This window comes from Bradyrhizobium monzae, from assembly GCF_021458635.1.
Lineage (GTDB): Bacteria > Pseudomonadota > Alphaproteobacteria > Rhizobiales > Xanthobacteraceae > Bradyrhizobium.
The window spans coordinates 21,837-37,722 of sequence record NZ_JAIRDQ010000012.1 but is presented as its reverse complement, the minus strand read 5'-3'; the positions used below and the strand labels follow the sequence as shown (position 1 = coordinate 37,722).

General features: G+C 58.7%; 9 protein-coding genes and 1 pseudogene. 7 read left to right on the top strand and 3 right to left on the bottom strand.

The window, feature by feature from the left end:
* The first annotated feature begins 83 nt into the window (after positions 1-83).
* Complete coding sequence (locus K3F49_RS32225) at positions 84-1,106, top strand: LLM class flavin-dependent oxidoreductase (RefSeq protein ID WP_234684930.1); 1,023 nt, start codon at positions 84-86, stop codon at positions 1,104-1,106.
* A 427-nt stretch (positions 1,107-1,533) separates the two neighbouring features.
* Positions 1,534-2,559: an LLM class flavin-dependent oxidoreductase gene (locus K3F49_RS32220; RefSeq protein ID WP_234684929.1), complete on the top strand. Its 1,026-nt coding sequence runs from the start codon at positions 1,534-1,536 to the stop codon at positions 2,557-2,559.
* A gap of 126 nt (positions 2,560-2,685) precedes the next feature.
* Here the strand turns inward: K3F49_RS32220 and dctA are convergent, their stop codons facing one another.
* Together dctA and metC are read right to left on the bottom strand one after the other, a co-directional pair.
* Positions 2,686-4,116: a C4-dicarboxylate transporter DctA gene (gene dctA / locus K3F49_RS32215; protein ID WP_234684928.1), complete on the bottom strand. Its 1,431-nt coding sequence runs from the start codon at positions 4,114-4,116 to the stop codon at positions 2,686-2,688.
* A 228-nt stretch (positions 4,117-4,344) separates the two neighbouring features.
* A complete protein-coding gene (gene metC, locus K3F49_RS32210; RefSeq protein WP_234684927.1) occupies positions 4,345-5,592 on the bottom strand; it encodes a cystathionine beta-lyase in 1,248 nt (415 codons plus the stop codon).
* Positions 5,593-6,514: 922 nt separating this feature from the next.
* Between metC and K3F49_RS32205 the strand changes: the two genes are divergently transcribed.
* Positions 6,515-7,255, top strand: coding sequence for an outer membrane protein (locus tag K3F49_RS32205; protein WP_234684926.1), 741 nt, complete (start codon positions 6,515-6,517; stop codon positions 7,253-7,255).
* A 223-nt stretch (positions 7,256-7,478) separates the two neighbouring features.
* Here K3F49_RS32205 and K3F49_RS32200 read toward each other — a convergent pair whose 3' ends face one another.
* On the bottom strand, positions 7,479-7,754 hold the full coding sequence (locus K3F49_RS32200; protein ID WP_234684925.1) for a hypothetical protein: 276 nt from the start codon (positions 7,752-7,754) through the stop codon (positions 7,479-7,481).
* A gap of 355 nt (positions 7,755-8,109) precedes the next feature.
* Between K3F49_RS32200 and K3F49_RS32195 the strand changes: the two genes are divergently transcribed.
* The 4 genes and pseudogenes from K3F49_RS32195 to K3F49_RS32180 all read left to right on the top strand — a co-directional run bounded on the left by K3F49_RS32195 (position 8,110) and on the right by K3F49_RS32180 (position 15,205).
* Positions 8,110-8,358, top strand: a complete 249-nt coding sequence (locus tag K3F49_RS32195; RefSeq protein ID WP_234684924.1) for a hypothetical protein — start codon at positions 8,110-8,112, stop codon at positions 8,356-8,358.
* Between the two features lie 192 nt (positions 8,359-8,550).
* A complete protein-coding gene (locus K3F49_RS32190) occupies positions 8,551-13,293 on the top strand; it encodes an AAA domain-containing protein (RefSeq protein ID WP_234684923.1) in 4,743 nt (1,580 codons plus the stop codon).
* 3 nt (positions 13,294-13,296) lie between these two features.
* Complete coding sequence (locus K3F49_RS32185) at positions 13,297-14,778, top strand: hypothetical protein (RefSeq protein ID WP_234684922.1); 1,482 nt, start codon at positions 13,297-13,299, stop codon at positions 14,776-14,778.
* Between the two features lie 231 nt (positions 14,779-15,009).
* Positions 15,010-15,205, top strand: a pseudogene (locus tag K3F49_RS32180) (DNA-binding protein).
* The last annotated feature ends 681 nt before the right edge of the window (positions 15,206-15,886 follow it).

Here is a 15,886-nt window from a genome sequence, read left to right as displayed (position 1 = left end):
TGAGATGTGGCCATAATAAATGCGGCGCCCTTAAGCCTTCCTGGGGAACGAGCAGGCATTCCGCCCAAAAAGGATCTATGCAAATGACACAACAGCCTTCGTCAAAACTCACCTGCGGGATTTTCGATCACCTGGACGACGACGGCCGCGATGTTGGTCGTCAATACGAAGATCGCCTTATTTTGGCGGAGGCATACGATCGCCTCGGCTTCTATGCGTATCACGTGGCAGAGCATTGCACGCCCCATGGAAGAGGTCCTTCGCCGGGTCTTTTCCTGTCGAGTGTCGCCCAGCGTACGCGGCACCTTCGTCTCGGCCCATTTGTCATGCTGCTCAACTTCTATCATCCGCTCCGCGCTTTTGAGGAGATCTGCATGCTTGATCAATTAAGCGGCGGCAGGCTCGAGCTGGGTTTCGGACGGGGGGGCCTTCCAGTGGAGTTGAGCTGTTTCGGGATCTGCGAGGACGCGGCGCCAAGCCGGTACGAGGAAGCCAATGACATTTTCCTAAAGGCCATGACGGGCGGAGCCTTGTCGTACCAAGGCCGACATTTCCAGTTGAACGAGGTTCCTCTGACATTAACGACTCACCAGCGTCCATCTCCCCCGATATGGGTGACCACCAATCGGCTCGACACGGCAATTTGGGCCGCCGGCAATGGCGCGAACCTCGCCTGCGTGGGTCCCTCCGCCGGTGTTCGCAAAATTTCCGATGCTTACCGCACACATCGAGAGCGCAGTCCCTCCGCCCCTGATCGCGGGCCACTTGTTGGATTGCTGCGTATGGTCGTGATTGGGCGATCCGAGACGGACGCTTATTCGCTGGCTAGATCCGCCTACGAGCAATGGCTGCGGAGCTTCAAATTCCTGTACGAGCTCAATGATATCCCGACGCCACAGGCCTTTCCGCTGACATTCGATGCGGCAATCGAGAGCGAATTGTGCGTCGTCGGAACACCAACGCCCGTCCGACGCCTTCTGCTCAATCAGCTGGAGGAGGCAGGCGCAAATTACCTGCTTTGCCAGCTCGCATTTGGGAATTTACCACTCGATGCATCGCTATACGCCGCAAGAACCATCCAATCCGAGCTGCTAGGCCATCCCTAAGTCGTCATTTGGTACGCCAAGCCACCGTGACTCGTTGCCGAGTCTCCAGATGACGGCCTTGACCACTGCATCCGCATCAGCATTGGCATTAGCTGCAGTATGCCGCGATCTCAGAATGCCTGAAGCGAGGTGGATAGCCAACCGCGCGTCGATACCACTCATTTCGTTATCCCACTGGTGGAACGAGAAAACGATGATAGCGGCCCAAGCCATGCATTGACCTGTTACAGCTGACGACCAAGTGGCCGCGCATCGAGCGCTTACCGCAGCGTCACGGAGGCGGAACGGAACAACGATCTCGTCGCTCGATCCGACGGCACCTATCAAAGCTCAGACCGACGCTCGCGAGATGCGGCCAAAACAAATACGGCCCTTAAGTCCCGCCCAGAAAACGAGCAGGCCTCCCCCCCAGCAAGGATATATTCTAATGACACAACAACCTTCGTCAAAACTCACCTGCGGCATTTTCGATCACCTGGACGACGACGGCCGCGATATTGGCCATCAATACGAAGATCGGCTCATGTTGGCGGAGGCCTACGACCGCCTCGGATTCTATGCGTATCACGTGGCAGAGCATCATTGCACGCCCCATGGAAGAGGCCCTTCGCCTAGTCTTTTCCTGTCGAGTCTCGCACAGCGTACGCGGCACCTCCGTCTTGGCCCATTGGTGATGCTGCTTAACCTCTATCACCCGCTCCGCGCTTTTGAAGAGATCTGCATGCTCGATCAATTGAGCGGCGGCAGGCTCGAGCTGGGTCTCGGGCGGGGCGCTCTGCCGGTCGAGTTGGGCTACTTTGGAATTTGCGAGGATGCGGCGCCAAGCCGATATGAGGAAGCCAACAACATTCTCCAGAAGGCCATGCAGGGTGGAGTTCTGTCCTACCAAGGCCGACATTTCCAGTTGAGTGAGGTTCCTCTGACATTAACGACTCACCAGCGTCCATCTCCCCCGATATGGGTGACTACCAATCGGCCCGAGACGGCCATCTGGGCCGCGGGCAATGGCGCAAACCTCGCCTGCGTTGGGCCCGCCGCCGGCGTCCGCCAAATTACCGATGCCTACCACACCCATCGAGAGCGCAGCCCCAGCGCCCCTGATCGTGGGCCATTTGTTGGATTGCTGCGCATGATCGTGATTGGGCGATCTGAGGCGGACGCTTATTCGCTCGCCAGATCCGCTTACGAGCAATGGCTGCGGAGCTTCAAATTCCTTTACGAGCGCAATGACATCCCGACGCCACAACCCCTTCCGCTGACATTCCATGCGGCAATCGAGAGCGAATTGTGCGTCGTCGGAACGCCAAGCTCCGTTCGAAACGTTCTGCTTCATCAGCTGGAGGAAGCGGGCGCAAATTACCTGCTTTGTCAGCTCGCATTTGGTAATTTGCCGCTAGATGCTTCCCTCTACACCGCGAGGACGATCCAATCCGAGTTGCTCGACCGATCCTGAGTCATCATTCCGCCGTTTCAACAGCAGCTCGCCTTCAATGCTCGTTCGCGTTTGGTCTATGCGCGGAACCACCCACGACCTCGACCTTCGCCTACTCCATCAGGCGTTGGTCGCGTTGAAACAGCATCACGACGAATGCGTTCGTCCGCGTTTGCAACGCGCACGTTCAGTCCAATTTCCTCCTCTTGCGGACGCGATCTCTGAATTGCGCGTGTCTTCCGAGGCAGGAACGGCGTCAGCAGTCGCGAACGCCGTTTCCACATCGGGCAAATCGACCTGGCGGCCAAGGCGTGCATGCAGCGTGATCCGGTCGAGCTCGCCTTCCCACCAGGACACGAAAACAACGGCAACGCCATTGCCTATGATATTGGTGAGTGCGCGCACCTCGCTCATGAACTTGTCGATCGAGAACACGATCGCCATCCCTGGCACCAGAGCCGGGTTGACCGCGGACAGGGTCGCTGCCAGCGTGATGAAACCAGCTCCGGTGACGCCGCTCGCCCCTTTTGAGGTCAGCATCGCCACGATCAAAATCGTGAGTTGCTGGTCGAAAGCGAGGTCGAGCCCGAGGGCGCGCGCGATGAACAACGTCGCGAGCGTCATATAGATGTTGGTGCCGTCGAGATTGAAGGAATAGCCGGTCGGCACCACGAGGCCGACCACGGGCTTCGAGCAGCCCAGCCGCTCGAGCTTCTCCATCAACTGTGGCAGCGCACTCTCTGAGGACGATGTGCCGAGCACAATCAAGAGCTCGTCTTTGAGATAGGCGATGAACTTGAAGATGGAGAAGCCAACGAACCGCGCGATCAGCCCGAGAACCACGATCACGAACAGCGCGGCGGTCGCGTAGAACAGCGCGATCAATCCGATCAGATTGGCCAGCGCCGCGGGTCCGAACTTGCCAATTGTAAATGCCATGGCGGCGAACGCTCCGATCGGCGCGGCCTTCAAAATGATGGCGATTACGCCGAACACGGCCTGCGCGGCGTCGTCGATCGTGCTGCGCAGCCTCTCGCCGCGCTCTCCGAGCGCCATCAGTGAAAAGCCGAGCAGAATCGCAAACAGCAGCACCTGCAGGATGTCACCGCGCGCGAGCGCGCCGACCACGCTGTCTGGAATGATGCCAAGAACAAAGTCGACGAACTTGGTCGCCTTTGCCTGCTCGACATAATTGGCGACTGCGGTCGCATCGGGCTTGGCGGCAAGGCCGCGGCCGATCTGGAACAGATTGCCCATGACGAGACCAATCACGAGCGCGAGGGTGGAGACGATCTCGAAATAGACCAGCGCCTTGATCCCCACCCTGCCGACCTTCTTCGCATCCTGAATATGAGCGATGCCGGAGACCACGGTGCAGAAGATGATCGGCGCGATCACCATCTTGATGAGCTTGATGAAGCCGTCGCCGAGCGCCCTCATCCAGTCAGAGGTGGCAAGCGACGGCCAGCCCCAGCCGACGATGATGCCGAGTAGGATTGCCAACAACACCTGGACGTAGAGGACCTTATACCATGACCGAGACGCCCGTGCGGTTGGCGCAGCTGCAATGGTTGTCATAACGCTCCTCCCAGATTTGGCGGCGATCCCGCTCGATGGGGTATCGGAGCTGTTCCGACACCATCCCGCGAGCGACCTTCTGACCCAGGAATCGTAGGCCAGAGCATCTCGATGACGAGCGGGTCTCTCGCTCTTCATCAAAAAGCGCCGATGGCGTTCCCTTTACGACTCGTTCACTGCCGACTTCTGTCTTGGCCAAGCCAAGGTTCGGCTTCGAGTTGACTGCGCTTAAGCTCGTTTGGAGCGCTCAGCGACAAGCGCATCATCGTTGTCCGGATCAAGGCGACTGCTTCTTGTCTCCCAAGCCGCAGCGAGCGCCTGATACATATCCGCGATCAGGTCGCTTGCGTCCTCCAAGCCCGCGTGAACCCGAATCAGCGGTCCAGCGAGAGCAAGCGATGGTTCCGCGCGTTTCACTGGGTCAACATGCATCACGAGGCTTTCATATCCGCCCCAGGACCAGCCGATGCCAAAAAGCCGCAGCCTATTGAAGAAAGTCGAAAGCTGCGGCTGCGACATCGGTTTCAGCGCAAGGCCAAAGAGGCCGCTCGCCCCCGAAAAGTCTCGTTTCCAAAGCGCATGGCCAGGATCGTCCGGACACGCCGGGTGCAAGATGTTGTCGACAGCTGGATGCGACTGAAGGCTTTGGGCCAGCTTGAGGCCATTGTCCCAATGACGCTTCATGCGGACCGCCAGGGTACGCAGTCCCCGCAGGGCCAAATAGATGTCGTCCGGCCCCGCGATCTCCCCGAAATCATGGGCACTCGACCGCAGCGCCGGCCACGCCGATTCGCTGGCAGTGGCGATACCAAGCAGCGCGTCTGAATGGCCGACGATATATTTGGTCGCCGCTTGGATCGAGATGTCGATGCCGTGCACAAACGGCTTGAAATACAGAGGCGTTGCCCACGTGTTATCCATGATCACTACCGCATCGGAGCGATGGGCGATGGCAACAAGCGCAGGAATGTTTTGCACCTCAAACGTGAGGGACGAAGGTGATTCCAGATAGATGGCCCGGGTCTTCTGGGTGATTTTCGCCGCAAGCTCTGCAGGCTGCGTTGGAGAGAAGTATTGCACCGTGATCTGAAGTCTTGAGAGAACCTCGTCTGCAAATGTCCTGAGAGGTGTATAGACGCCATCGCTGATCAGAGCGTGGTCGCCTGCGCGCAGAACGCCGAGAAGCGAATGCGTGCAGGCAGAGAGCCCCGACGGAAACAGGAGCGAACGATAGCCGCCCTCCAGTTCGCAAACGGCAAGCTCGAGTGCGCGGGACAGAGGCGAGCCAAAGCGGCCGTAGTTCGCCGTCGGATCGCTCTGCCTGCGCGATTCGTATTCCTCCATGGTTTCCGAAACAATTGTGGAGCCCCGGTAGACGGGCATGTTGACCATCCCCGAATGTTCGGCGGGCGCACGACCGAGACGAGAAAGCCGGGTCTCGATGTCCAGGTCCTTGCTGTCCTCCAGGTACTTCATTGCTTCTTTCTTCTGAGATTGTGTTCGGCCTGGCCGGGGGGAAGGACACCAGGTGCGGTTCGGATGGGCCTAGTCGATGCGAGTCGTTTTCGTAGGTCGTCTCCTCGTTCTAAATGAAATCGGCTCGTTCCTTCGCACCAGATCCACCTGCGTTGCGTTCGCCTCATCAAGATTGGTCGCACATCGGGACGACGCAGTATCAAAGCACGCCCCCTTGTAAGATCCACCAATAGGCCGGCATTCACCGCCTCCTATCAAGTCGAGCCAAATCCCTTAAGCGCCATCGAAGCAAGAGGCGGGCCAAGCGGCCTGGGCCCTCGATCGCAACGGCTCATCGTGAATGCGCAGCGACGTGGACGCCGCGCGCGCTTTGTCGCGAACGAAACACATCGTGTTGAGAACCCGCCACCATCGGGCGACTATGTTCGAACTGGCTTTTTCCCGATGATGTTGTGAACGAGGTCGACGAGCAGCGCGCGTGCCGCGTTTGATGCCAGTGCAGTCTTGATCGTTTAAACGTTCAGCCCACTCACGGACCGTGACGTGATCCGTCATGAGGGACCAGATAGTGGCTGCGTCCGGTTTCCGGGTCGTGACGATCAGAGGAAATGGAACGACATGATAGCGCTCGCTCGATTCTCTCGTCGCTGCTTCAGTGTGCGCGCCTGTCGTGATCGCTCTGGTTCGAGTGCAACGACGCCACGACTTCATGCCGGAGCTGACGCGTACATCCTTGGGTTCGATACACGATGGACTACTGCGTGTTTGTCGGTTTGATCATGATTGATGAGCGCGCAACCTGACGCGGCGTTCGATTCAAGCGCTTCTGGAAGCGAGAATGTTGCGCGACAGCTACAGCAATTCGCGACAGCACTGTTAAGACGCGCGTGGCGCAGGGGACATGTGAAGGAGCGTATTCGAAATGAAGAAGTTGTTGCTTGTGACTGCGAGCATCGTCGCGTTTATCGGGGCAGCGCCCGCATTCGCCGCCGATCTCGCTCAGCAGCCCATCTACACCAAGGCACCGCCGCCAGCACCGGTCGCGGCCGCAATCTATGACTGGAGCGGTTTCTATCTTGGTGCCAATGGCGGCTGGGGTTCGACCCATAGCTCCTGGGATTTTGGCGGCGTCACGCCCGAGGGCTCTCACGACGCGAGCGGCGGAACCGTTGGAGGCCAGTTCGGCTATCGCTGGCAGACGGGCCAGGTGGTTTTCGGTGTCGAAGGCCAAGGCAACTGGGCCGATTTCAGCGGCTCCAATGTCAGCGCCGCCTTCCCGGGCGACATCAATCAGACCAAGACCGGGTCGTTCGGCCTGCTTACAGGCCAAGTCGGCTACGCCATCAACAACGTGTTGCTTTACGCCAAGGGCGGTGCCGCGGTGACCGGCAATACCTATCAGATCAACACTCTCGCCGGCGCTCCGCTGGCGAGCGCCGACAACACCCGCTGGGGCGGCGTGGTCGGGGCGGGCATCGAACTCGGCTTCGCGCCGAATTGGTCGGTCGGGGTCGAGTACGACCATATATTCCGGCACGACGCTAACGTGAACTTCAGCAACTCCGCGGGTGCGGTCGGTAGCGAGCGCATCGGGCAGGATTTCGACCTGCTGACCGCGCGGCTGAACTACAAGTTCTGGGGCCCGGTCGTTCTCAAATACTGACTCCATCGCGTTAGAGCGGTGGATCGAGAGCCCCGGCCCCAGGCCGGGGCTCTTTTTTTCAGCTGTTCATTTGCCTCCAACAACGAGCTTCCTGTTTCCGCGGACTCGACATAGTTATGTTCTAATTCGGGCATGACCGACCACCCCGCGAGCTGGCGCATGCCAACGCCAAAGCCGCGCAGAAACCATTTTTCGTCTGGCCACAATTCTGCATCGCCGGATTTCATTCGTGGGCGACTTTTCTCGCGCAACCGCTTTCACTTTCCGGTGGTGTCCTGCCGATCGACGCCTCATGGCCGGAGATATCCAAGGTGAGAAGATGTTGCGCCACCCGGTGCGCCACCTCGCCCAGAGTAAGAAACTTCCAGCCGACAGGTTCGCCGTGCATGGCGCTTAGCAAGCAATGCATCATGCCGCAAAAGTTGCCATCTGAGCTCGGCGTGTCCGGTAGCTCGATGCTGTGCTTGGCTAGGCTCGTCTTGACCGACTGCCAGCGCACAAGGCTTTCCTGACTGCGTCAAAGTGGGGCTGGACAGACTTCCTCTGGGAGTTCTGCCTCGGTCTCGCGGCCAAACGACGAACCTCGTCTTCGTAATTGAAGAAATAGGCGCGTTGTTGATCGACGCTGGCTGCGCCGCATTGCCCGCAACTCATGGCGCTGTTGCCGCCAACCTGCGGGAACTCACAATAGGGGCGAGAGGCTTGGGTGACGGCGCTCCGCGGCGCGGTCGCAAATTTGGCATTGACCCTTGACCCAGACATGACGGTAACGCGCTATTTCCGTATGCCGCCCAATGCCGAAATGGAGCCAATTCCTAAGGCCGCGCGCCGATCTGGCCACTATCGCGTGGGCAATGATCCACGAGGCAAAGGGCAGTGAGTATGGCGCCGTATGCGTGGTCGTTCCACCGGGCGAATATACCGAACAGCTTATTGCTGCGTGGGAGAACCGAACCGAATTCGAGCCCAAACGCGTGATGACCCGCGCTGAGAAAATCCTGGCCATTGCCGTTCCCGCTCAACTTGTAGCTCGCCTCAGCGGTATCCTGCAGACAAATCGGGTTCCGTTCGAGCTTCATGACCTGTCTATTGAACCCGCGTAGTACGTCATGACCTTCGATTTCCCTGTTTAACACAGCGGTATAATGAAACCGAAATCCATCTTTGGGCAATCGCACGAAATACGTGTATTGCAACGTTAGACTGTCGAATCGCGTGTTTCGCGCGATTCGAGGATTAGACTGCGCTCCGGGACCGGGATCCACCGGAGCGCCAGCGTGCGCAGGCGATCGACCGTGGACATCAAATTTTTCCGGCCGGAAGGCCCGCAACCCACAGAAAAAGTCGGTCTCGAAGAGATTCGCCTCGCTCTTCCACGCCAATGGAAGGGGTTCGCCAATTTCGTGATGCGGCAACCCAACAAGCGCGGTCAGGACCGAGAGATAGACCTGGTCATCGTGGCGCCGGACAGGCTCATCTTGGTCGACCTCAAACATCTCCGCGGCCGAATCGAGAACCGCGGAGGGTTCTGGTACCGGGGCGAAGAAAATCAGGGCGCCTCTCCGGCGCACAAGATTCGCGACAATGCGAAGAACTTGGCCTCACTCATCCGCGCGGAAATGCCCCAGCTTCCTGCAGTGCCGCCCGTGGAAAGCGTGGTCGTCCTCACGCATCCTCTCTCCGATCCGAGCGGCCTCGATCAGGTCGAGCGTGATCGCACTTTCAAGCTCGCCGACTTCGTTCGCATTTCTAATGGCGCGCAATTCCACGCGATGTTCAGCTCGGCAAGCAAGTTCAGTTCTGCTCAGCCGCTCACGGCGGCTCCGGCGCTGCCCGCCTTGCAGAAATTCTTCAGCAATGGGCGGCTGTTCGAGCCCAGGAAAGCCCAATTTCATGGCTTCATTCCGCAGGGCGAGCCAGACTTCAAGCATCGCCTCTATCTGGAATATGCGTGCCATCAGCCGACCGACACGAACTACACGGGCCTGCTTCGCCTCTGGGACTTCAGTATCGATCCGGATTTTCTGGTCGAGGAAGATAGGCGGCCGATCGCCGAGCGTGAGCGCGCCATCCTGGGCCACATCCGCGCTCACGACCCGGCCTTCTATCAGAACTATTTGCTTCAATCCGTCCGATACGACTCTGAATTCACGCTGCGCTATTCGGAGGTCTTCGACAAGCTCCCTGATCTCGAGCGCTTAACGCGTTTCTCGGCCGTCATCGACGATCTCTCGCTGGAGCGCAGGATCGAGCTGGCGACCTTGTTTCTCGATCGCATCGCGAGCCTGCACCGCCTTCGCGTCGCCCATCGCGATCTCGACCGTCATTCCATCTGGATTGACGATCGCCGCAGCAAGGTCGTGCTATCCTCCTTTGGCGCCGCCCACTTTCCAGAGCGCAAATCCATCGGGGCATCGCGGTCGAAGCTTATGGCCGGGGGCCATCGCGTACCCGAAGACATCGGCGAAGGCTGCGAAGGAACACCTTTTCATCAAGATGTCTTCCTTGCAGGCGCCGTAGTTTGGAACCTGCTGACGGGAAAGCGCCTGCCCGTTGTCGATGCAGTCCCGGTCTGGATGTCCGGCACGTTGGCGACTGCCGACGGCCTGCCCGCACTTTTTGCGTCCTGGTTTGACCGCTGCCTTCAGTTGGAGGCGCGTGCTCGCTTTGCCGACGGCGTCGAAGCCGCTGACGCTTTCGCGGAGTTGGTCCGCAAAACGGAGAAGGTTTCACTCGAGAAGCAACTCGAACGTTATCGCCAAGATATCGATCCAATCTCTGACTATCCGCCTACCGAATGGATCACGCAGAAGCCGTGTCGAATCTATCGCTCGCGAAAAAACAACACCGATTACTTCGTCAAGAGCTGGCCAGAGCGGTCTCTCGGCGAACGCCGAAAGACGGCCGCGCGGCTCATTGAATTCTTCGGCAAGGCCGACGTCCTGCGTCTTACAGCGGTCGATTGGCTGCCCAAGACAGAGCTGTCGTGCCTGTGCACGGACGGGCTGCTTATTGTCCAGGAATGGATCGACGGTAAGCCTCTTGCGCAGTCCGATACTGGTCAATGGCCCGCATCCGACCTTCGATCCTTCGTGATCGATTTGACCACCGCCATCGACGAGCTTCACGAACTCGGGCAAGCGCATGGCGATCTGACGCCGACGAACATCGTCGTCCGAACAGGCGAAGGGCGAATCCACCCCGTGCTGGTCGATGTCGTTGATTTTACGTCGGACGATAATGGAAAAAAGACCCCTGCGTACTGCCCGCCCGATGATACCGATATACGCGTGCGGGATCGTTACGCAGTCGGACAGGTCGCACTTGAGTTGGCCGACAAGTGCGATGACGCCGAGACAAAAGCAGCCTTGCTCGCCGGTGTTGCGAAATGTGGCGAGGGTGCTGCTCCCTGGATCACTCTAAAGCCTTTGAAGGACGCGCTTGCGCCGCGCAAGACGCAGTCGCTTGGCGGCACCTTTGAACTCACGATCGAGACTGCCCGTGCTGCCTTCGAGGGGCAGATGCTGTCTGACAACGGCCTGTTCCACCTCGTCAAGTTGAAAGGCAAGAGCTCAATCGACATTTACGGATTCGACCAGCACGTTACGATCGACCTAGACGACAAGGACCTGAAGCCACGGCATGCTATCGCGCATAAGGCGGACCTGCGCGGCGCGTCCTGGGCGCAGCGATGGCGGTCTTTTTCATTCAGGGGGAGCGTCAGTGTTCAGCGCTCGACGAAAGCTCGGTTCTCAGGCTTCGATCCGCTCGCTACGGTGCTCAGGGACATGGTTGCCCCGGTTGTGCCCGTTCTCGAAGCCGTGGCTCCGCAGCCGGCCATCGCGATCGCAAAGACGACACGCGAACAGTTTCCCGTTGCCCGCTTTTGGCAAGAGACGATCACGATCGAGCAGGAAATCACTCCGGAAGTCGACTTGGCCGACGATCCCAAGTTTGACGAGAGTGACCGAACCTTGACGATATCGGTGTCAGCTGACGCCTTGTCCGATCTAGAGCCAACCGATGGACAGCCCATCGGAGTCACATGGAACGGCTATAAGATTGGCGATCTCGATCTCGCGCGCTCGCGCGGGACTACGTTGTTGATCAGGAACGTCAGGGGACACCGCGGTCTGCGTTCTGGAGCGACTCTAAGGCTTCAGACCTCGGATGACTTCACTAGCTTCCAACGCCGCTCTCGGGCGGTGTCCCGAATACTCGAAGGCCGCGCACAGGTAAGAGATCTAATCGGTTACTTCGACCCGCAAAATACCGCCGCGCCGAAAGATATCGGCGGAGAAGTCAGCGCCGAAGACATCGCTCCCTACAAGCTCAACGACGACCAAGCCAGCGCTCTGAAACATCTCTGGAAGTTTGGACCGGTAGGCCTGTTGCAAGGCCCACCTGGCACCGGAAAGACACTATTTATAGCGTCTCTGGTCCACTACGCACTCACCCACGCCCGCATGCGAAATGTACTTGTACTGTCGCAGTCGAACGAGGCAGTGAACACTGTAGCTGAGCGCATCCTGCAAGTATCGGAGCGTTTGGGAGGAGACATTTCCCCGCTTCGGGTCGGGTACCATGAGAAGATATCACCTGCGTTGCGGCAGTACCACGCGCGAGCGATTCAAGACCGATATCGAGAGCTCTTCCGCGCCGGCTTGAAGGAGCGGGTTGGCTGGGCAGCTGGGCGGCTCGGCCTGGATCGGAACTACGTGTCCGAGGCGATCGAAGTCGAAGCCGTGTTTGGTTCTCTCTTTCATCAAATCGAGCTCTGTGAGGCCGATATTTCCGGCGACATCGGGCAAGACGTCGTGGCCGCCGCGCGAGAGCGGCTTGCTCAACTGAAGGATGTGTGGAGCACTGCGCTTAAGGAAAGAGGGCTGAGCGAGGGTGACGAACCGCGCAGCACGCTAGAGCAGCTGCGAGACGATTTGGCCTCGCGCCACTCAGTCAATGATCCTGATGCGCGGCGACGCCTACTTCGCCTGTTGAGCTTGGCGAATGAATGGACTTCGGTTCTAGGCATTCGCCACAGAAGCCTCGAAGAGCTTCTTGCCCGCAGCCGCAATCTGATCTGCGGGACTTGTGTCGGCATTGGCCGGCCTGGCATTCAACTCGATCGAAACGCATTTGACCTCGTGATCATTGATGAGGCGGCACGTTGCACACCGAGCGAACTCGCCGTGGGCATGCAATCGGGGCGCCGCATTCTTCTCGTCGGAGATCACCGGCAGCTTCCGCCACTTTACGATCATGACTTGCTCAATGCCATCGGGCCGCGGCTGGGTAATCTGTCACGGAAGGAGTTGCAGCGGAGCGACTTCGAGCGCGCTTTTCATTCTGATTACGGTCGTACAGTCGCCCGAAGTCTGCGAAAGCAATACAGAATGGCGCCAAAGATCTGCAGCGTGGTGGCCAGCGCGTTCTACAAGGGCCAAGAGCTAACAGCTGAGCGCGGCCCGCCGCCGGAACACTATCGGCTGTTGCCGAGGCCGCTTGATGATGAATTGACGTGGATAGATACAGGTCACTCCAGATCCGAGCGCCGGGAAGCAGCAGTCGGAAGCAGCTACGTGAACCGGCGCGAAGCGAACGCCGTGATGGCTTTGTTGCGGCTCATCGCATCAACGCCGGCGTTCCTGGATGCGGCGAAGGCTGACGTCAAGAAGGACGAGCCGCTGATCGGCGTCATATGCATGTACGGACCTCAAGCCGCCCTGATTGAGGAACAATTCGTCACATCGGGATTGCCAGAGGTGTTTCGGGATCTGGTGAAGATCGACACCGTCGACTCCTATCAAGGAAAGGAGAACCGGATCGTCGTCGTGTCGCTGGTGCGAAGCAATCCGGAATATGCCATGGGTTTCTTGCGCACCGAAAACCGGATCAACGTTGCACTTTCACGAGCCATGGAACGCTTGGTCATCGTTGGCTCCGCACAGATGTTCAGCGACAGGAACCATCCGCTCTCGACGTTCCTGCAGACGTTGCGTCCTCAAGGCCGCGTTTTCACCGACGATCGAATTAGGTGACGCATGGTAACAGTTCCTCAAGATCACGGCGTTGAAGTAGACTCGGTATCGTTCCAAGTTCGTGCCCAGAAATTTCGGGTTGCGGCGATGATCATGAAGCGGACGCGAACTCCTGTCGCAACCGAATTCGCAACGCGCCTAGTCCATCTTGTCAAAGGCATTCGCCTTGACGACATGGCAGGTTTCTTTGATTTCGAACCGAGCGAGACGAAGGTACTTCTGGAGGACGTGCTCGGCACGGGTCTGGTCAGCGAGCGGAACGGCCAACTTGTCCTTTCTGAACGCGGACAGGACGCGCTGTCACCGAGCACGGACACGTTGGATCTCTATGAGGTCGAGGAGCTCGTCACAACTATCTCGTTCGATCTCGCGGCTTTCGCGCCTGTTGAGGAAAGCAAGCTCAATCCGCGCGAAGCGCGAATCGTCGAAGAGCTCAAGCTGCCCGATCGGGAGAAAGCCGCAGCGGCCGCGAAGGCCGCTGAGAATGCCTTCGAGCTCCATTTCCACGAGTGGCGGCAAAGATACGGTCGGCGCGCGTGGGACGAGGAGACAAGGCTCCATTCAATCGATGATGTGCAATCCATCGCGACATTTCCGGCGGTCTTTCAAATGCCAGTCCGCTGGCGGTCGGGCGACATGGCGGCGGTCGAAGCAGACTTCTCGGAGCTTGCTGGGAAAGGTCGCGCCGGCTCGCGGAATGCACTCATATCGGCGCTGAGCACGCGCTTGAAGGATTTCGCCGCGCCGTCCGATCACGCGGTCGCTTTCGAGCTTGTTAGTGAACTTGACGGTGGCGTGTTTCGGCGCGACGGGGTCCGTTCGACCCAAGAGGTGTCATCGTGGGCCGACCTGTGCGGGAGCATCCAAGACCGCGCTCTACCTCATCCGGCTGAACCGGGCTTGCGTGTTATCGGTTCTACGGCAACGACTGCCGTTCGCGCGGCTCTGCTCGATTGGACACAGAGCATTGGCGGAGCGCAGACCGCAACCAAGGCACCTGTGTTCTGGCTTCCACCCGAAAGTCCCTCGTGGGGCCGCTCCCTGCCTTTCGCCAGTCTTGCTGCGGCACTCTCTACGGCCCACGCGTCCGACGATGGGACCGTGCTTTTGGCCCGAACGCGTGACGCGGCTGGCCCCGATAAATTCTGGTCGAAACTCTATGGACCGACAGGTTCGCTCTCAGCTGTATTTGATCGGTGTCTCGCGGTCCCCGCTATGGAGCTACCGAATGCACTGGAATTGATCGTGAAGCCCGGGTCTTGGGCCTTCGTTTTGGTACACGCGCCTGATCCGGCAACCGGCTATCCGTTTCCCTTGGGCTACATCACGGCCGCGCGCGCCATCGTCGACCGGTTTTCATATCAGGTCGCCGAGCTCGCATCGAAGGCGGATGGCACGCGTGCCATAGCATGGCATCGGAGCAAAGAAGATGCCCACGCGGCGCTCGCTATGATCGATGAAGCCCTTGGCATTGGGGTAGCGTAGCGACCAGCGTGAGCAAGGACGACGCACCCGGTCTCCGGCCGAGAGACGCAAATATTGTCGCTACGCGTCGCTCCGCCGTACGACGATCAGTGACGAATAGCGACGTCAGTCTTGCGCGTTCGACGTGAGCTACGAGCCTTATTGAATGTCGTTTTCTTGCGTCATTGCGGACACCAACATTGCGCCGTCTCGTCCATGACGTGTTTTGCGGCGGGGTGATGGAGAATTCGAATGTCGGGCACCAAATTCCTTACCCCCGGAGAAGTGTCGGCACGGTATCGTGACGAGGGTCACAATGGGCACGCTGCGAAATTGGCGTGCGATGCGGTTCGGACCGGCATGCATCAAGATTGGTAAAGACGTTTTGTATCCCGTGAGTGAACTTGACGCCTGGGATAAAAACAATCTTCAAAAGGCTCGAACGTGAGCTAGCGTTGGAGACGGTTACGATCGCGGAAGAGCACGCTCAACCGCCCCCAATCCACGTCCCCACCGTTTTCGAGTTGGCCAATTTTTGTGTTTAGTTCAACCTCTTTCGTCGGATAGCCTGCTTCTCCACAAAGATCCCACTTACTATCCATCTGCACGCAGGATCACGCCTCATCATTCGCATGCAGTGATTGAACGTGATTCTTGTGCCTTCCGCGCGGCGCGCCCTTCTCGGTCACCTTCTCACTTACCGGTTTTCCCGTGCAGACCAGCCCCGGGACAGATGAACCTCAGATTCCTCCATCAGACCTAAAGCGGCCCAATCTTCACTTCCGCTTGTGGCAATCGGCGGCGGAGGTGCTCCGTGACTTGAGCCGACCTATGTCACCACCGCAGGCTAAGCCTCGTTCTCCTCGACGTACTTGGGACTGGGATTTAGGGTCCGGCGCCTTTTCCCTCACCAAGCCGAATGGATTCCTGGCCTTGATGACCGGCTGCTCAAAATGCTGAGCATGTTGTCGTAAGCGCTCTTCTTCTGGTAGTCCTTCGCGAAGTGGACCACGTAGTCGGACATATCCGTCCAGTTAGATTTGTTCTTGCCGAAGAATGGGGACGCCATGGCTGCTCCAAATTGCTTCTTACGCGCGTGTGTTGTGGGGAGTCAGTAGTAGCTTCCGCC